This window comes from Pantoea sp. USHLN256 (assembly GCF_037149875.1).
GTDB classification, from domain to species: domain Bacteria; phylum Pseudomonadota; class Gammaproteobacteria; order Enterobacterales; family Enterobacteriaceae; genus Pantoea; species Pantoea nemavictus.
Genome location: NZ_JBBCQO010000001.1, coordinates 650047 through 668311 on the forward strand (window position 1 = coordinate 650047; position 18265 = coordinate 668311).

Annotated in this window: 18 protein-coding genes; 4 read left to right on the top strand and 14 right to left on the bottom strand. The window is 58.0% G+C overall.

Annotation, left to right across the window (positions count from 1 at the left end):
• Positions 1–12: 12 nt before the first annotated feature.
• Genes WFL93_RS03055 through argH form a run of 4 tightly spaced genes read right to left on the bottom strand, consistent with a single transcriptional unit; the run spans position 13 to position 3942 of the window.
• On the bottom strand, positions 13–834 hold the full coding sequence (locus WFL93_RS03055; RefSeq protein WP_007887796.1) for an ABC transporter substrate-binding protein: 822 nt from the start codon (positions 832–834) through the stop codon (positions 13–15).
• 16 nt (positions 835–850) lie between these two features.
• Positions 851–1615 carry an amino acid ABC transporter ATP-binding protein gene (locus WFL93_RS03060; RefSeq protein WP_007887797.1) on the bottom strand — a complete coding sequence of 255 codons (765 nt, stop codon included), beginning with the start codon at positions 1613–1615 and terminating at the stop codon, positions 851–853.
• A 13-nt stretch (positions 1616–1628) separates the two neighbouring features.
• Positions 1629–2504 carry an amino acid ABC transporter permease gene (locus tag WFL93_RS03065; RefSeq protein WP_007887802.1) on the bottom strand — a complete coding sequence of 292 codons (876 nt, stop codon included), beginning with the start codon at positions 2502–2504 and terminating at the stop codon, positions 1629–1631.
• A gap of 10 nt (positions 2505–2514) precedes the next feature.
• Positions 2515–3942, bottom strand: coding sequence for an argininosuccinate lyase (gene argH, locus WFL93_RS03070; RefSeq protein ID WP_336777224.1), 1428 nt, complete (start codon positions 3940–3942; stop codon positions 2515–2517).
• A gap of 157 nt (positions 3943–4099) precedes the next feature.
• Here argH and WFL93_RS03075 point away from each other — a divergent pair, with 157 nt between their 5' ends.
• Positions 4100–5071, top strand: coding sequence for a LysR family transcriptional regulator (locus WFL93_RS03075; RefSeq protein ID WP_007887814.1), 972 nt, complete (start codon positions 4100–4102; stop codon positions 5069–5071).
• 188 nt (positions 5072–5259) lie between these two features.
• On the opposite strand, the gene WFL93_RS03080 is transcribed toward WFL93_RS03075, so the two are convergent.
• Positions 5260–5778: a GNAT family N-acetyltransferase gene (locus WFL93_RS03080; RefSeq protein WP_336777225.1), complete on the bottom strand. Its 519-nt coding sequence runs from the start codon at positions 5776–5778 to the stop codon at positions 5260–5262.
• Positions 5775–6338: a helix-turn-helix domain-containing protein gene (locus WFL93_RS03085; protein WP_007887818.1), complete on the bottom strand. Its 564-nt coding sequence runs from the start codon at positions 6336–6338 to the stop codon at positions 5775–5777. Before WFL93_RS03085 ends, WFL93_RS03080 begins: the two co-directional genes overlap by 4 nt.
• Positions 6339–6489: 151 nt before the next feature.
• Between WFL93_RS03085 and WFL93_RS03090 the strand changes: the two genes are divergently transcribed.
• Positions 6490–7224 carry a MerR family transcriptional regulator gene (locus WFL93_RS03090; RefSeq protein WP_007887821.1) on the top strand — a complete coding sequence of 245 codons (735 nt, stop codon included), beginning with the start codon at positions 6490–6492 and terminating at the stop codon, positions 7222–7224.
• A gap of 170 nt (positions 7225–7394) precedes the next feature.
• Here WFL93_RS03090 and WFL93_RS03095 read toward each other — a convergent pair whose 3' ends face one another.
• The 4 genes from WFL93_RS03095 to osmF are packed head-to-tail and all read right to left on the bottom strand — an operon-like array spanning position 7395 to position 11132.
• Positions 7395–8126, bottom strand: a complete 732-nt coding sequence (locus WFL93_RS03095; RefSeq protein WP_007887823.1) for an ABC transporter permease — start codon at positions 8124–8126, stop codon at positions 7395–7397.
• Positions 8126–9061, bottom strand: coding sequence for an ABC transporter ATP-binding protein (locus tag WFL93_RS03100; protein WP_336777226.1), 936 nt, complete (start codon positions 9059–9061; stop codon positions 8126–8128). Before WFL93_RS03100 ends, WFL93_RS03095 begins: the two co-directional genes overlap by 1 nt.
• Positions 9054–10220, bottom strand: coding sequence for an ABC transporter permease (locus WFL93_RS03105; RefSeq protein WP_336777227.1), 1167 nt, complete (start codon positions 10218–10220; stop codon positions 9054–9056). Before WFL93_RS03105 ends, WFL93_RS03100 begins: the two co-directional genes overlap by 8 nt.
• Positions 10221–10223: 3 nt before the next feature.
• On the bottom strand, positions 10224–11132 hold the full coding sequence (gene osmF, locus WFL93_RS03110; RefSeq protein ID WP_336777228.1) for a glycine betaine ABC transporter substrate-binding protein OsmF: 909 nt from the start codon (positions 11130–11132) through the stop codon (positions 10224–10226).
• 215 nt (positions 11133–11347) lie between these two features.
• Here osmF and WFL93_RS03115 point away from each other — a divergent pair, with 215 nt between their 5' ends.
• Positions 11348–12814 carry an MFS transporter gene (locus WFL93_RS03115; RefSeq protein WP_336777229.1) on the top strand — a complete coding sequence of 489 codons (1467 nt, stop codon included), beginning with the start codon at positions 11348–11350 and terminating at the stop codon, positions 12812–12814.
• 85 nt (positions 12815–12899) lie between these two features.
• Here WFL93_RS03115 and idi read toward each other — a convergent pair whose 3' ends face one another.
• The 3 genes from idi to WFL93_RS03130 all read right to left on the bottom strand — a co-directional run bounded on the left by idi (position 12900) and on the right by WFL93_RS03130 (position 16833).
• Positions 12900–13433, bottom strand: coding sequence for an isopentenyl-diphosphate Delta-isomerase (idi, locus tag WFL93_RS03120; RefSeq protein ID WP_007887840.1), 534 nt, complete (start codon positions 13431–13433; stop codon positions 12900–12902).
• Between the two features lie 239 nt (positions 13434–13672).
• Positions 13673–15568 carry a methyl-accepting chemotaxis protein gene (locus WFL93_RS03125; protein WP_007887842.1) on the bottom strand — a complete coding sequence of 632 codons (1896 nt, stop codon included), beginning with the start codon at positions 15566–15568 and terminating at the stop codon, positions 13673–13675.
• Positions 15569–15720: 152 nt separating this feature from the next.
• A complete protein-coding gene (locus tag WFL93_RS03130) occupies positions 15721–16833 on the bottom strand; it encodes a suppressor of fused domain protein (RefSeq protein ID WP_336777230.1) in 1113 nt (370 codons plus the stop codon).
• 225 nt (positions 16834–17058) lie between these two features.
• Between WFL93_RS03130 and WFL93_RS03135 the strand changes: the two genes are divergently transcribed.
• Positions 17059–17355, top strand: a complete 297-nt coding sequence (locus WFL93_RS03135) for a hypothetical protein (RefSeq protein ID WP_007887845.1) — start codon at positions 17059–17061, stop codon at positions 17353–17355.
• On the opposite strand, the gene WFL93_RS03140 is transcribed toward WFL93_RS03135, so the two are convergent.
• On the bottom strand, positions 17347–18216 hold the full coding sequence (locus tag WFL93_RS03140; RefSeq protein ID WP_336777231.1) for an oxygenase MpaB family protein: 870 nt from the start codon (positions 18214–18216) through the stop codon (positions 17347–17349). The two genes, WFL93_RS03135 and WFL93_RS03140, sit on opposite strands and share 9 nt — an antisense overlap.
• Between the last annotated feature and the right edge of the window lie 49 nt (positions 18217–18265).

The window sequence follows — 18265 nt, forward strand, 5'->3', positions numbered from 1 at the left end:
CTGCGCGCTCCTTTAGCCCTGGTTGACCGTTGCTTTCGTTACGCCGTTGTCGGCCAAACCCCATTTGCCAAGGATTTTCTGGTATGAACCGTCAGCAATCATCGCGTCGATAGCGGCCTGCACTGCGGTGGTCAGCTCCGTCGCATCTTTACCAATCGCCATGCCGGTGTACTGGAAGGAGAAGGCTTTATCGAGTGGCTTATATTTACCCTTTTCCAGATCCATGATGTACGGCAGGGTTTCGCTGCCCTGCACCACGCCATCCAGACGGTTCTGACGCAGCTGGGTGCGCGCATCGGCGGTGCCTTCGGCGCCGACCACGATGATGGCGGGCTTGCCAGCCGCTTCACAGTGCGCTTTGGACCAGTTGGCAATCTCCAGCGGGAAGGTGGTGCGACGGCTGGTGCCGACTTTCTTACCGCACAGGTCCATGGCGCTGTTGATATCGCTGCGCGCGGATTGGGTGTAGAACTGCGGGCCGGTTTTGAAGTAGTCGATAAAATTCACCACCTGCTGACGCTCTTTGGTGTCAGTCATGCCGGACATCACCAGATCAACACGCTTAGTCACTACCGCGTTCACCATCTGCTCGAAGGCGATCTCCTGCCAGTTGATCTTCACGCCCAGCTTTTCACCAATCGCCTGGCCGAGATCGTAATCCACGCCGGTCAGCTGGTTAGTCGCCGGATCCTTGAAATCCATCGGCGGATAGTTCGGCATGATCGCGACCGTCAGCCCTTTCTCTTTGATGGCGGCAGGCACGGCGATATCTGCCCAGGCAGACGATTGCAGCAGCACGGCGGCACTGATGGCACTCAATAACAGCTTTTTCATATTCACCCCGGTCACGTTAAAGAAGAATCGCGTTAATAAAGTTTTTCATCCGTGGATTTTGCGGGTTCAGCAGAATGTCTTCCGGTGCGCCCTGCTCGATAATGCGTCCCTCGTCCATAAACACCACCTGATTGGCCACCTCGCGGGCAAAGCCCATTTCGTGGGTGACCACCAGCATGGTGGTGCCCTCTTTTGCCAGCTGGCGCATCACCGCCAGCACTTCGCCCACCATTTCCGGATCTAGCGCCGAAGTGGGTTCGTCAAACAGCATCAGTTTGGGTTTCATCGCCAGCGCGCGGGCAATCGCCACGCGCTGCTGCTGGCCGCCGGAGAGCGACTGCGGATAGTCGTGCGCTTTATGCGCCATGCCAACGCGATCCAGCAGCGCCATCGCCTCTTCACAGGCTTCTCGCTTCGGACGGAGCATGACGCGACACGGCCCTTCAATGATGTTCTCCAGCGCGGTTTTATGCGGGAACAGATTGAAGCGCTGGAAAACCATGCCGGTTTGCAGACGCTGACGCGCAATCTGCTTGTCGCTCAAGGCATGCAATTTATTGCCGGCGATGCGATAGCCCGCCAGTTCGTTGTCGACCCAAATCCCGCCTTTATCGACCTTCTCCAGCTGATTAATGCAGCGTAAAAAGGTGCTTTTGCCGGAACCGGACGGCCCGAGGATGCACATCACCTCGCCGTAGTTCACTTCCAGGCTGACATCCTTTAGGGCGTGGAACTGGTCGAAATATTTGTTCACCTTGACGGCGCGCACGATGTTTCTCATGTTTGGCTCCTGCTTACTGACGCTGACGATGGCCGCGTGAGAAGTAACGTTCCAGTCGGCTCTGCCCAAAGGACAGCAGCGTGACCACAATCAGGTACCAGATGCCCGCCACGAACAGCAGCTCCATCACGCGCGCGTTGGCGAAGTAGATGGTTTGCGTGTTGTAGAGCAGTTCGGAGTACTGAATCATGCTGGCGAGGCTGGTGGTTTTGATCATGCTGATAAACTCATTGCCGACCGGCGGCAGAATCACGCGCATCGCCTGCGGCAGAATGATGCGATGCAGCGCCTGCAGCCGTGGCATGCCGATGGCTTTCGCTGCTTCGTACTGTCCGGTATCCACCGACAGCAAACCTGCACGCACCACTTCCGAGGTATAGGCGCCCTGATTGATGCTCAAACCGAGCAGCGCGGCAAGGAACGGCGTCATAAAGCTGACGGTTTGCACGCTGAACAGGCCGGGAATGCTGATGGTCGGGAACACCAGCGCGAGGTTAAACCACAGTAGCAGCTGCAAAATCAGCGGCGTGCCGCGGAAGATCCACGCGTAACCCACGGCGATGTAGTGCAGCACCGGGTTTGGCGACATGTACATGATGGCGGTGATCACGCCGAACAGGATGCCAAGCCCCATCGCCAGCACCGACATGATTAGCGTATTCACCACGCCGTTAAGAATCGCCTGCGCGGTAAAGAACTGGCCAACGAAGGACCACTCAATGTTGCCGTGGGCAAAGGCATTCACCAGCAAGGCTAGCAGGATAAGAATCACTGCGGATGCGGTAATGCGGCCGTAATAGCGGCGCGGCACCACCTGATAACGATCGAGATCGTAATGCGTCTGCTCGCGGCTGTTGTTTAAACTCGGCTCAATCGGCGTTGACGACATAAAAGCCTCCTCAGGCGCGCGGGCCAGCGTAATCTTCGGTCCAGCGCTGCTGGTCCTGCATCAGGGATTGCAGACGCGCCAATTGCTCTCGCACCCGTGCCGGCGCGGTGCCGCCGTAACCGCTGCGCGCCGCCAGTGCGGCTTCCAGCGTCAGGGCACTGCGCACTTCTGGCGTTAAGCGCGCATCCACCGCCTGCAGCTGTGCATCACTGAGATCTGACAGGCCGCAGTTTTCACGCTCGCACAATTGCACCAGCTGGCCGGTGATCTCATGCGCCTCACGGAACGGCACGCCGCGCATCGCCAGCCAGTCGGCCACTTCGGTGGCCAGCGTGAAACCGTCTGGTGCCTGCTCGCGCATCACCTCGGTATTGAATTTCAGCGTCGCCATCATCCCCGCCATTGCTGGCAGCACCAGCAGCAGCGTATCGACCGCATCAATCACGTTGCGTTTGTCGTCGCTGAGATCGCGGTTATAGGAGAGCGGCATCGCTTTCATGGTGGTGAGCAGCGCCATCAGGTTGCCGACCAGGCGGCCAGAGCGACCGCGCGTCAGCTCGGCGATATCCGGATTTTTCTTCTGCGGCATGATTGAGCTGCCGGTAGCGTAGCTGTCGTGCAGCTCGACCCAGCGGAACTGGCGCGAGGCCCACATGCACACCTCTTCACATAAACGCGACAGGTTGATGCCAATCATGCTGGTGACAAACAGGAATTCGGCGGCGTAATCGCGGCTGGCAACGGCGTCGATGGAGTTCTCGCACGGCGCGAGATAAGCGAGATCGGTAGCGGCTTGCTCCGGCTGGCGCGCAATCGCGGAGCCGGCCATGGCGGCGGCACCGAGCGGACAGCGCGCGCTGCGGCGATCCCAATCCTGCATGCGTTCAATATCGCGAGCGAAGGATTGCGCATGCGCCAGCAGCTGATGCCCGAACACAATCGGCTGCGCCTGCTGTAAATGGGTGAAACCGGGCGCGACGCTTTCGGTGTGCTGCGCCGCCTGCTCCACCAGCGCCTGCTGTAATTCCAGTAGCGCGTGGGCGACTTTGCGGCCGTTGTCACGTAGGTAAAGACGCAGGTCGTTAACGGTTTGATCGTTACGCGAACGTCCGGCGCGCAGCTTGCCGCCCAGCGGGCCTAAGCGTTCGGTCAGCGCACGTTCGATAAAGGTGTGCACATCTTCATCGGCAGCAATGGGATGCAGTTGACCGGCACGATAATCGGCGTCCAGCGCATCAATCGCCGCCAGCATGGTGCTGAGTTCTTCTGCGCTTAGCAGATCGCCGCGCGCCAGTTCACGGGCATGCGCCCGGCAGCCCGCCAGATCGTAAGGTGCCAATGCAAAGTAATAATCCGGGCTACGAGACAGCGCGGTTAAACTCGCCGCCGGTGCCGCTTTAAAACGCGCGCCCCATAACAGTTCGGCATTATCAGACATGCTATTTCCCCTTACAGATAATCATCAGCGATATGAAAAAGAGATGAATGCGCCACTAGCGATAATAAAAACTTATTTTATGAACAAACTAGTAAATACCGCACATTTCAGGTTCACTGTACAATCACCGCAATTATTCCGGAGTTGAATAGCAAAAATGGAAAGTAAAGTTTCCCAGTCCGGAAACAATGCAAATAATCGCAGCGATAATGCGGTTCTGGCACTGAGTAATATCGATTTAAAATTACTGCGGGTATTTAAATGCGTGGTAGAAGCTGGCGGATTAACCGCCGCCAGTCACGAATTGAATATTGGTCTGGCAGCAATCAGTAAACAAGTTTCCGATCTGGAAATTCGTCTCGGCATGACGTTATGCAGCCGCGGGCGTGAAGGTTTTGAGCTGACGCAATATGGCATTAACGTCTATCAGGCCACGCTGGAGCTGTTTGTGTCGCTGAATCTGTTTCGTGAGCGGCTGCACAACAGTCGCAACGAGCTGCTGGGTGATATCGCCATTTGCGTGGTAGACAATACCATTTCTGACCCGCAATCGCCGGTCACCGCCGCGGTGCAACAGCTGCACCAGAAAGCGCCAAAGGTACAAATTCGATTACAAACCGCCCAATTAGACGATATTGAGCGCGGCATCAGCGAAGGTCGTTTTCATTGTGGGGTGGCGCCGGTTTATGAAATGAAAAGTGATTTTGATTACTTTCCGCTTTATAAGGAATATTCAAAATTATATTGCTCTATGTCACACCCTTTATATTCAGGCTCGCGCGATAAGAGTATATCGCTGGAGACATTACGTGAGCAGAAAATCATTAATCATTTATATGTGACGCCACGCGACGATCGTCGCATCATTCCCTTGCAGGAGAGTGGTGTACAAGCGGTACAGGTGGAATCGGTGGCTATGCTGATTTTAACCGGCCATTTTATTGGTTATTTACCAGAGCATTATGCCGCCGCGTTTATTGCGCGCGGTCAGCTATGCGAATTGGGTGATGATTCAATTCGTCGCGAGAACCCGTTTTGTCTGCTGATGAAAAAGGGGCGCAAAATAAATCCGATTATTAAGCTGTTTATGCAGGCGCTGGGGATAGCCGAGGCGGAAGCGGCGCACTGAGTTGGTGCATTTTGGGTTGGTGCTCGCTGTCCCCCATCCCGGCCTTCCCCCACGAGTGGGGGAAGGAGACGCTGCCACATGCAACTTCAGAACTAACATATAGCAGCATCTTCCTCCCCCACTCGTGGGGGAGGACCGAGGAGGGGGACTGCGAGCACAAACTTAGGAGGGGGACAGCGAGCACGATCTCAGCGCAACACCTTATACATCACCGTAGTCGCATCCAGCGCACCTTCAGTCGACTCCGCATACTGCGGAATCGCCCCGGCAATCTGCCAATCCATCGACAAATACAACGCCGTCGCCACGTCACCGCTGCGTGTGTCCAGTACCAGCAAACTTTTGCCCTGCTGCTGCGCCAGCTGTTCGGCTTGTTGCATCAGGCGGCGGGCAATGCCCTGACGGCGCGCGCGCGGATGCACCAGCAGCTTGCTGATCTCAGCACGATGGCGACCATTCGGCATCGCGCTGAACCCCACCATCACCGTCGCCACAATCACGCCCTGCTGATACGCCACCAGCAGTTGGTTGTCGCCGCTCGCCAGGCTGTAAATTTTGTCCTGCCAGAAACGCTCAATCGCCGCGCGATCTCTCACATCAATAAAGCCCACGCTGGCACCGTCGGCCACGCAGCCCTGCAGCACATCACTTAACGCCGCCAGCAGCGGCTGCGCCTGGGTGGCGCTGAGAGGTTCGATCTCAATCATGGTTTGCATACCACCAAAATGTAGCGCGCGCCGCCTTCGGCGTGAGCCTCGAAGGCGGATTTGCCGGTGAGATGGAAGCGCAAGCAATCGCCCGCCTGCAGCGTCCAGCGCTGGTCATCCATCAAGATTGTCAGCTCGCCCGATTGCAGCCAGATATGCTGCTCCAGCCCCTGCACCGGCGGTGCATCGTAATCAATGCGCGCGCCAGGACGCAGCACGCCCTCCACCAGCTCCGCTTTAAAATGGCTGGCGGGCGGCGACACGTTGCGGCGCTGAAAACCGCTGGCGGCATCATGCCACACCGGCTGCTGCTCCGCTTTCAGCAACAGCGCCGCCTCCTCTTCCACCTCGCTGAGCAGGCGTGACATGGTCAAACCGTAAGCGACACACAGCCGATTAAGCAAAGCGGCTGTCGGGCTGGTTTCAGCGCGCTCAATTCGCGACAATGAAGCCCGACTGATGCCGGTCGCCATCGCCAATTCATCTAATGACCAACCGCGCTGCACGCGCAGTTCGGCCAGTCTTGACGCTAAGCGATCGTCAGTTTCCGAAGCAGACATCTTCACCTCTCAATTATGGGAATTAAATCTCATATATGAGATAACACTACGAATCCTCAACAAGGTCAAGTTGTACAACTAAAAAATCGTTGTACAACCCAGTCGTGGGGGTTAAGGTGTTGTTATGCAGGTCAGAATTTTTGAGGACTTTATGGCCTTATACAGTATCGGGGACGTAGCCGAACGCTGTGGAATCAACCCAGTAACGCTTCGCGCATGGCAGCGACGTTACGGTCTGTTAAAGCCGCAGCGCACCGAAGGTGGTCATCGGCAATTTGATGATGAAGATGTTCAGCGTATCGAAGAGATAAAACGCTGGATAGAGAGCGGCGTGCCCGTTGGCAAAGTGAAAGCGTTGCTGGAAGGCGCTACCGTCAATGTGCACGACGGCTGGTCGGCACTACAAGAAGAGTTGATGAGCGTGCTGCGCCACGTGCGCCCGGCTAAATTACGCACCAAAATTGCCACTATTGGCCGGGAACATCCGGTGGATGCGCTAATCGATCACGTGTTTGTGCCGGTTCGCCAGCGTCTGGGCTTAGATCAGAACACCGCGCGCACCATGTGCAGCCTGCTGGATGGCGCATTGATCGATTATGTGGCGTTTTGCCTGGCAGGCGCGCGTAAGAAAGCCGGTAAAGATGCACTGATGATTGGCTGGGCGGTGGAAGATCGCACCCGCATCTGGCTGGAAGCCTGGCGCTTAGCGCAGCAGGGCTGGCGCATGGATGTGCTGGCGGAGCCGCTGGACATGCCGCGTCCTGAACTGTTCCCCGGGCAAAACCTGTTTATCTGGACCGGTAAAAAACCGACGCGCCGTCAGCAAGAGCAGTTTGAACACTGGCAGGCCCAAGGTTTTGCGATTCATCTGCACGATCCTGCATAAGCAAAAATCGCACACACGGCCTTTGCCTGGCGGAGTGTGCGCGTTATGATGCCGCCCTAAATTTCTTTTCTCAGGTCTCCTTATGAACTGGAATAAACTCCTTATCGGTTCCCTGTTCGCCATCATGGCGCTTGGCGGCATGGGCGGCATGATGCTGGTCGGCTACAGCCTTATTGTGCATACCAACTAAGTTTGCGTTGCACCCGCTCTAACAGACGATCGCAAATCAACGCCAGCAGCGCCACCAGCAGTGCCCCCTGAATGACATAAGCGGTGTTAAAACCGCTCAATCCGATGATCACCGGCGATCCGAGGCTTTCTGCGCCCACGGTAGACGCAATGGTGGCGGTACCAATACTGATCATCACCGATGTTCGCACCCCGGCCATGATCACCGGCGCGGCCAGCGCCAGCTCAATCTGCCATAAACGCCGCCACGGCCCCATGCCGAGGCCAACGGCTATTTCACGATTGCTGGCCGGCACGCTATCTAAACCCGCCAGCGTACCCTGCAGAATCGGCAGCAGCGCGTAGAGAAACAGCGCCATGATGGCGGGCGTCGCGCCAAATCCCATTACCGGCACCGCTATCGCCAGCACCGCCACCGGCGGAAACGTCTGCCCTGCCGCAGCTACCGTTTCCAGTAATGGACGAAACGCGCGCCCGGCCTGCCGCGTGGCAAACACCGCACAGCCCACGCCGACTACCACTGCCAGCAGGCTACCGCTTACCACCAGCGCCAGATGCGCCAGCGCCAGGCGCCAGAAACTCTCCTGCTGATAGAGCGGCCGCTCGAGCTGCGGAAACCAGTGCGCAAACAGCGGGCCGCTGTGCGGCAATCCCCACAGCAGCAGCAAAAAGGCCGCCAGCAGCCAGTAGAGTGGATCGCGTAACAGCCGCATCAGCTCGCCTCCTGCTGGCGCAGCAGATCGCTAAAGTGCAGCACGCCCAGCGGCTGGTGCTGCTGATCAACCACCGGGAGTTTATCGGTGCGGCGCGCAATAAACTGCGACAGCGCTTCACGCAGCGTGAGTGATTCGGCGATCGGTTCCACATCGAGCCATTCGCCGCGCCGTGCCGCACTGCCGGCGCGACCCAGTGCCAGCAAACGCACGCCAAGCTCGCTGCGACCAAAGAATTCGCGCGCAAAGTCATTCACCGGCTGCGTCAGCAAATCAATCGGCCTGCCCTGCTGCACAATTTCACCGCCATCCATCAGCACCAATTGATCGGCAAGCGTGAGCGCTTCGTCGATGTCATGCGTGACCAGCACCACGGTGCGGCCGGTCATTTTCTGGATGCGCAGCATCTCGTGCTGCAGCGCCAGGCGATTGACCGGATCGAGCGCGCCAAACGGTTCATCCATCAGCAGCAGTTCCGGATCGGCCGCCAGCGCACGGGCCACGCCGACACGCTGCTGCTGTCCGCCCGAAAGCTGATGCGGCATGCGCGATGCCAGGTGGCTATCAAGATTAAGCAGCGCCAGCAGCTCGTCGACGCGCTGATTGATCCTCGCCTGCGGCCAGCCAAGCAGCGACGGCACGGTGCCGATGTTTTTCGCCACGTTCCAGTGCGGGAACAGGCCAATCGACTGAATGGCGTAACCGATGCGGCGGCGCAGCGCGCGGGCATCCATGCGCTCAATCGGTTCACCGGCAAAACGAATTTCACCGCTGTCGTGCTCGACCAGCCGGTTGATCATCTTCAGCGTGGTGGATTTGCCGGAACCCGAGGTACCAATCAGCACGGTAAAACTGCCCTTCTCAATCTTTAGCGACAGGTTGCGTATCGCCTCTTTCCCGGCAAACACTTTGCTCACCTGATGAAATTCAATCATGACGTCTCTCCAGCAGTGCCGACAGTAAACGCAGCAGTGCATCAAAAATCACCGCCAGCGCCACCACCGGAATCACGCCCAGCAGCACCAGATCGAGCGCGCTGCTCAGCAATCCCTGAAAAACAATGGCACCAAATCCACCCGCGCCAATCAAGGCGGCGACCACCGCCAGACCAACGGTTTGCACCACCACCACGCGCAAGCCAGAAAGCCACACTGGCAGCGCCAGCGGCAGCTCGGCCAGCCAGAACTGCTGCCACGCGCTCATGCCCATGCCGCGCGCGGTTTCGCGTACTTCCTGCGGCACCTGCTGCAAACCGGCCACCACGCTGCGCACCAGCGGCAGCAGCGCATAGAGCACTAGGGCAATCAGCGCGGGTGCAATGCCGATGCCGCTAATGCCCCAGCGCGCCAGCACCGGGAAATGCGCGACCAAACCGGCCAGCGGCGCAATCAGTAAGCCAAACAGCGCCACCGACGGCACGGTTTGAATCAGGTTCAGCACGCTGAAAGCCGCGTTTTGCCAGCGCTGACGACGTGCAATTGCCAGGCCGAGCGGCAAACCGATCAGCAACGTCGGCAACAGCGTACCGCCGAGCAGCCACAGATGCTGGCTGAAGGCCGCGTCGAACACTGCCGTGCGGTTGGCATACTCTTTCAATAACGAGAGACGATCGAGGTGACCGCTGAGTAACAGCAGCAGCGGCAACAGCCAGATTTGCAGGTTGAGCACAATGCGCCACGGTGTGCTGGCCGTGATTTGCCGTACCACTTCGGCCGCCAGCAGCAGCGACAGCGCCGCGGCGCACCATAAGCCGCTGCCAAACGCGGTGCGCGCCAGCGGACTACCGCTGTTCGCCAACGCCGTCGCCTGTTGCCCGGCGAGCCAGATAAGCAACGCCAGCATGACGTCGGCCGCCAGCAGCAAGCTGACCGCGCTGATACGCCGCGCAGGCCACCATAATCCTTGCCACAGCCACAGCAGCGGTATCAGCAGCAACCCGCTATTCGCTACCTGCCAAAACAACAACGGCTGCCCGGAAACCAGACGATTAGGGGCGAAGCTCAGTAGCGGCAAGGCAAACAGCGCCAGCGAGATAAGCGTGGTTAGCACCAGCAGCACCGGCTGCTGGCGGGGTCTGAGTAACAACGACGACACTGTTTACAGCAACTTATTCTGCTGTAACCACTGTTTCGCGACCTGACTGGCATCCTGACCATCGACCGCAATCTGCGCATTCAGCTGTTGCAGGGTTTTCTCATCCAGCTTGCTGAACACCGGCTGCAGCCAGTTACCGATCTCAGGATACTGTTTGAGCACGCTGGCGCGGATCACCGGTGCAGGCGCGTAAATCGGCTGCACGCCTTTGGGATCGCTCAGGGTTTGCAGGCCGAGCGCCGCAACCGGACCGTCGGTGCCGTACGCCATCGCGGCGTTCACGCCGGAGGTTTGCTGCGCCGCCGCCTTGATGGTCACCGCGGTGTCACCGCCCGCCAGCGACAGCAGCTGCGACTGCTCCAGCTTGAAGTTGTAAGCTTTTTCAAACGCCGGTAACGCATCGCTGCGTTCGATAAATTCTGCCGATGCCGCCAGTTTGAAAGTGCCGCCTTTTTTCAGGTATGCACAGAGATCGTCCAGTGAATTGAGGTTATTCTTCTGCGCCACGTCGCCGCGCACCGCGATGGTCCAGGTGTTGTTGGCTGGCGCTGGCGTCAACCACACCAGCTGGTTTTTGTCAGCATCGAGCTTTTTCACCTTCTCGTAGCCCTGCTGAGCATTTTTCCACGCCGCATCTTTCTCATCGTTGAAGAAGAAAGCGCCGTTGCCGGTGTATTCCGGATAGATATCCAGCTCGCCTGCGGTAATCGCACCGCGCACCACCTGCGTAGTGCCGAGCTGGATTTTGTTAACCGTTTTCACCCCGTGTTTATCCAGCACCTGCAGGATGATATTGCCGAGCAACGAGCCTTCGGTATCAATCTTAGAGCCCACCTTCACCGGATCCGCCGCATGCGCCGCACCCACGCTCATGGCGAGCGCCATCATCCCCAATAAACCCTGCTTTATCATCTCGCTTCCCTCATTTGTTTTCATTGTGTGACTATCAAGCGTAGCCTGGCGAATAGCGATGGGCGCGGTCAAGCAGCTTACTTCGTGCTTTTTTTGCTATCGATAGCGGGTTAGTTATAACCAAAACGCAGTTCATATAACCAAATTGAATTTTTAATGCCGAGGCGGCGGCTTATGCTCACCGTCCCACTCATTACAATAAATTACAAAACATCATGACCGATTTAGCTTCTCCGGCGCACGTGGCGCAGGCAGGGAATACACCCACCGGTGAGACCAAATGGATTCGCAGCGCGGCCGACGTTTCCGGTTTGGTTAATAACAGCGACGAATCGCGCAGCAACGCGCGCATTGTCATCGCCATTGCGCTGGGCGGCGTGTTTCTTGATGCCTACGATCTCGGCGCATTAGCCTTTGGTATTAAAGACGTGACGCGCGAGTTCCAGCTCACGCCTGCCGGCACCGGCATGGTGGCCTCGGCGATCACCTTTGGCGCGATTGTCGGTGCCTTAATTGGCGGCTATCTCACCGATAAAATTGGCCGCTATCGGGTATTTATGGCCGATATGTTCTTCTTCGTGGTAGCGGCATTAGCCTGTGCCTTTGCGCCGAACGAATACGTATTGGCGGGTGCGCGCTTCGTAATGGGACTCGGCGTTGGCATCGATTTGCCCGTGGCGATGGCGTTTCTTGCCGAGTTTTCGAAGCTGCGCGGACAAGGCAACAAAGCCGCCAGCGTGGCGATGTGGTGTCCGACGTGGTACGCGGCGATCAGTATCTCCTATCTGCTGGTACTGCTGCTGTATGCGGTACTGCCGGAAACCCACACCGATTGGCTGTGGCGTTTAATTCTGGGCTTTGGTGCGGTGCCCGCGCTGCTGATCATTGCCATTCGCAGCCGCTACATGAGTGAATCGCCGATTTGGGCCGCCAATCAGGGTAACCTGAAAGGCGCGGCGGAGATTCTGCGCAACGCCTACAACATCAACGCGCAGGTGGCGGAGGATGCCGATCTGACACCGCAGAAAGCGGTACGTAAAGCCAGCTGGCGCAACTACGGCGCGCTGCTGCAGGGCGTCTATCGCCGCCGCACTATTCTGGCCACCGTGACGTCAATCGCCTCATCGTTTGCCTATAACGCGGTGGCGTTTGGCCTGCCGGTGATCATCTCAAGCTTCTTTGCGCAATCGATGCTGACCACAATTCTGGTGTCGCTGGCGCTTAATCTGCTGTTTGCGTTTGTTGGCGGCTTACTGGCGGTGCGGCTGGTGCCACGTCTCGGTGCGTGGAAGATGTCGGTTGCCGGTTACGCCTGTCAGTGCGTAGCGCTGCTGGGATTAGCGTTGATTGGTCGTCCGGAAGGTGGCGAACAAGCGGCGGTGGCGATTGCCATGCTGGCACTGTTCCTGTTTGGTCAGGGCTTTGGTCCCGGCTCGCATACCATGACGTTTGCTTCGCTGAGCTATCCGGCTTCGCTGCGCGGCGTGGGCGTTGGCTTCAACCAGACGCTGATGCGCGGCAGTTCAACCGTGTCGCTGTTTGCCTTCCCCCTGCTGGTCGCTGCGTTTGGTACTGGCGTGTTCTGGGTGATCTTCCTGGCGCCACTGATTGGCTTGCTGGCGCTGCTGGCAATTCGCTGGGAGCCGTCGGGCTACGACGTGGATGCGGAAGATTTTCAGTGATACCTAAACACTGACTTCCCCGAGCGCACGTGTTGTAGCGGCGCAATTTATTGCGCGATAAATCGCGCCGCTACGGAGTGTGCAATTATGCGGTCAGGCGGAAATCGCCGAGCGTATTGGGAATGCGCGGGAAGGTGTGCAGGAACCACGGCGTAAACTGCTCGGGGTTTTCTGCCATCTCCTGCTGAATTTGAGCAATCGAGCGATAACACCACGCATCAGCCTCTTCCGGATTGAGTACCGGCTGCTCATCGCTGATGGCGAAAAACACGTGGCCATATTCATGCTCGGTTAAACCGTTGCTGAGCGGCAGGTTATAGCTGAGTTCAAACACCGGCGTTAGCGTAAGTTTCATGCCCATCTCTTCACGCAGACGGCGTTCGGCGGCATCACGGGTCGACTCTTGCGGATAGGGATGACTGCAGCAGGTGTTGCTCCATAACCCACCGCAGTGATATTTCCCACTGGCCCGACGCTGCAGCAGCACCTCATGGCGCGAATTGAACACGTAAACCGTCACCGCACGATGCAGTAATCCTTTCTCATGCACTTCCAGCTTTTCCATTTGGCCGATAGGGCGATCGAGGTGGTCGACGAGAATAACTTCAATGGCGGACATGACAACTCCTTCGGAAAATTCGCAGCTATTGTACACAACCTCCCCGGCGTTAATGGAGGAAATAGCGCACATTCCGTGCGTTAACGTGGGCAACGTAAAGCGTAGCAGCCTGCGGACAATTCAGCATAAAAAGGCGGAAAAAGGGGTTAACAGAGGAGATGCGGGCGGTGTGTAATACGGTCGCCACCATCAATGACGACCGTATTGTGTAGCATCGCCATGCATGGCGACCGAGTCGATTACAACTTAAAGCTCTGCACCACCTGCTCCAGCTGGACGCTCTGCTGCTCCATCGCTTGCGCGGCGGCAGAAACCTGCTCAACCAGCGCGGCGTTCTGCTGGGTGCTGCCATCCAGCTGAGTAATCGCCACGTTGACCTGATCGATACCCATGCTCTGCTCGCGGCTCGCCGACATGATTTCACTCATCAGCGTGGTGACGCTGCTGACGCCCTGCATCAGCTCATCCATGGTTTGCCCGGCCTGCTCCACCAGTTGGCTGCCGGTATCGATATTCGCTACCGACTCCTCAATCAGCTTTTTGATTTCACGCGCCGAGTTAGCCGAACGTTGCGCCAGATTGCGCACTTCCGAGGCCACCACGGCAAATCCGCGGCCCTGCTCACCGGCTCGTGCGGCTTCTACCGCCGCATTGAGCGCCAGGATATTGGTCTGGAAAGCGATGCTGTCGATGACGCTAATGATATCCACCACTTTACGCGACGATTGGTTAATCGCCCCCATGGTGCTCACCACCTGACGCACCACTTCGGTACCGCGCGCGGCGACTTGTGAAGCACCGTCGGCCAGCTGATTGGCGTGCGTGGCGTTATCGGCATTCTGTCGTACGGTGCCGGTCAGCTCTTCCATCGACGCAGCGGTCTCCACGATCGAACTGGCCTGCGACTCCGTGCGCGCTGAGAGATCGGCGTTGCCGCTGGCGATTTCACGCGAAGCGGAGGTGATCGCCAGCGCGCTGTCGCCCACCTGGCGCATCAGCCCCTGCAGATAAGCGATGAACTGGTTAAAGCTCTGCGCCACGGCGTTGAATTCCGGGCTATTGCTGGCAGGCAGACGCTGCGTCAGATCGGCACCGCCGGTCGACAAGGCTTCGATGTTGCGATGCAGCAACGCCAGGCGTTTCATCATCGCTCGCACGAAACCGAGCAGCACCAGCAGCAGGATCACCGCCAGCGGGATCTGCACCAGACCCAGACGCGTCAACATGCTGTGCGTCTGCGCATCCAGCAAACTGGAGGGCACATCACTGGCGAGATACCACGGGCTGCCGGCTATCGCCTGCAGGAACAGCGTGTGTTCGCCATCTTCCCCTGCAAAGGTGGTTTGTGTCGGCTGGCTGCCCGCCTGCGCTAACAAGCCTTTCAACGCGGCGGCCATCGGCAATTGCGTATCCGCAAGATTTTCCAGCTTCGGCGCACCCTCCACCAGCGCGGCGTTGCCGACCACTTTGCCATCGGCTTCAACGATCAGTACGCGGCCCTGAATCGCCTCGCCCATCTGTTTTGCCAGCTGGTTGAAGAAGCCCAGCGTCACATCGATCGTCGCGACGCCCCACGCGGTGCCGTCGCGATAAATCGCCATGGCGCAGTTGGTACGCGGCTGCGGGCTGGCGGCATCCTGATAGGCTTTCGCCCAGGCGCACTGACCTTTAGCGGCGGCCAGGCCATCTTTGTACCAGGACTGCTCCCAGTATTTGTCGGCGGCGTCTGAGTTCCAGTAGGTGTTGACCTGCAGCTGATTGCTGGCGTTACGCGCAAAGAACGAGCTGTTTTTCTCTTTCGCCGGATCGCGACGATTCGGTAATGGCCAGATGCCACCGCCGAACACATTGCTGTCCTGATATTGGTTGACTAAGGCGGGCAGCAAGGTATCGATGGTCGCACTGTCCATCACGCCAGCCGCTTCGGTGATAGCACGCTGCTGCGCCTGCACACGGTTCATCTGCTCGATAATGCGTCCGGCCAGGCCGTCTACTTCGTAGCGCACCAGACGGCTTTCATTATGAGAGAGCTGCGGGGCGATAAACTGATTGATCACCAGCACGGTAATCAGCATTAGCCCGGCAAAAAAGGCGACCAGCGTCGCGGTGAAACGGGATTGTGTTGTTTTGAACATTATGTGTGCCCTTACCCTGGTTGGCGAGTTGCCTGATCGAGGTTAACGGCGTGTTAATGGGGATCTTGAGGTGAGCGCGATCACAAAGCAGTGAAATAGTTGATTTGAGTGATAATTTAAAATCGTAGGGTCGGCATTAATGCCGACCGGGTTTAGGGTGCGGGCGGCTCCACCACTTCCTGACGCGGGCGGAAAATATGATTATTCCCGTCCGCCAGCAAACGCTGCAGCAACTGCTGGCCACCGCGATCGTCGGCTTGTGCGAACTGGCGTTCGGCTTCGGTTATCGGCGTTGACCACAGCAAATTCACCCGGTCACCATCGCGTTTCGGCAAGCGAAACTGCGCGGCTTCCGGCGCCAAATCATTAGCCAGCAGGAAGCTTTCAAAACCCACCGGTGCCACTTCTGATGCCAGCGTATGGCCTTCGCCAATCCACGTCAGCCGCGCCCACGGCAGATGCGCAAACTCAGCCAGCGCGCTCGCCATCTGCACCGCATTGGCTTCGGTCATCACTTCTCCGTCTACGGCCATCGCCAGTTCAACGCGGCGATACTGCGGCGCCAGCTCATCAAACAGGTGATCCACCTGCGGCATTGGGCGAATCCCCATACCGAGAGTCAGAAAAACCCAAACGCCGTTGTGTAAATGCTGCGAAATCGCCATCGGCGGCCAGTTGCCTTGATCGATGGAGTAATACTTGACCGATTCGCCAAACTGCGCCTGATAACACTGCATCAGCTCGCGCTGCACCACACCCCACAGATGCCCGTCGTGCCAGTCGCGCCAGAAATGACGCTGCTGTTCGGCACGCGCGTAATAGTCGTTGGTCGAGGCCGAGCCAAGCGGTGCGGTCAGGCGATTCTCTTTGATACAGGCGGCAGAGAAACTCACCTGCTTGTCCTGATACAGGCTCCAGCCGGGGATTACCGCCAGCAGCTGACCGTAATACCATAACGCCGCACCGTCATCGCTTGGCTCCCACAGCACCTGTAATCCGGCCGGATCGAGCATTGGCTCGGCTTCCAGCGTACGGCAGTACTCCGCACTCAGCAGCGGCGCTATGCCCTGCTCCATCGCTTCGCGATCTTCCTGCGCCGGCGCAGGCAGCAGATTGCGCAGCCAGCAGCCGCGCACCGCATATTGGCTGCGAAACAGGTCGTTCGGCCAGATATAAAAATAGGCCGTACGCGCGTCCTGTTCGACGATAGCGGTTAGTGTGTGTTGCTGATTCGGCACCTCAGCAATCAGAGGTTGGTGGGTCATAACGCCTCGATATTACCTGGAGGAATCCATTTTCCCCGAGAATAGAGCAGGATCGGCACTCGTGCCATGTGACACAAGGGTAAAACTCTCAAAGTGCGTGCAGGCGTAAATGAAAACGGCGGATCAGTGCCAGCATAACGCGCTGACACGCTTCAAATTATTTCGCGATTCTTTTGCCGTCACGCATGGTATCGTCGGCGCATTCCTCTGTGCGGAGCTGCCGATATGGTGCTGCAAAACCTCGATTTGAACCTGCGCGACGTGGTTATCTGCGCGATGTTAGTGTGGCTGTTTATACGCTATACGTGGGTAATGTCGTCGCTGAGCATCATGCTGGCGGGCGCCGCACTGCTGGTGTTGTTGCCCACGGATATTTACTTCAGTTTATTACCGCTGGCGCTGATTGGCGTCGGGCTTGGTATGTTGATCCATCATCATCAGCAACGTCGGCTGGCGCTGCAGCGCGAAGCGCGCACCCCACGCACCTATACCAAAAAGCAGGACGAGCTTAATCTACCCTGAACGGCCCATGCGCTGCATGGCGCGCGTGTAGGCGCCGCGCTGAATTGACCAGCGCAGCAGCCCGGCAAGCACCGCAATTTCCCGATCCACCCGCCACTGATTGATCGGCCCAATCGGCTGCTGGATCTGCTGTTGCGCCCAGGTTGGCAGCAACCCCATTCCCGCTTTCAGCATCACCCGCATGGCTGGCTTTGCCTGCCAGCTTGGCGCAGGCGCATTGATTAATAGCTGCATCACTTCCAGCGTGCGCTCATCGCAGATCAGCTCAGGGCGCATTCTCTGTAAATAGTCCTCAACCGCCGGTACGCTTTTCGGCACCTGCTGCGCGCCGAGCGCTTCGGCAATCAGCGCCGCTTCCTGATAATAGCGATCCTGATCTTCCCGGCTGAGCTGCGGATTTTTGTAGCGTAGATGCGCCGCCAGAAAGCGGCTGGTCTCGGCAACGTGCACCCAGGTCAGCAGATGCGGATCGCTGGCGGCATAAGGCTTGCCGGCGTTGTCGATGCCGGTAACGCGCAGGTGAATACGTTTGACGCGCTCAATCAGAATATTGGCATCCACGGTATTGCCGAAGGTGGTGACGGCGATAAACTGGCTGGTACGCCGCAGGCGGCCCATCATGTCCTGACGGAAGTTGGAGTGATCCCACACGCCGGCCAGCGCTGCCGGATGCAGCATCTGCAACATTAAGGCGCTGATACCGCCGCACAGCATCGCCGTGAAATCGCCGTGCACGCGCCAGATAACGTGATCCGGACCAAACAAGCCAGGATCGCCGGGCGGTTGCGAGATATCAAATTCATTGAGTGACAGGCCGTTGAGGCGGAAGACTTGCTGTTGGATACGTTCGCGGATGTTCATGGGTTTCGATTTGTGCGGTTAGGCCCTCCCCCCGGCCCTCTCCCGCAAG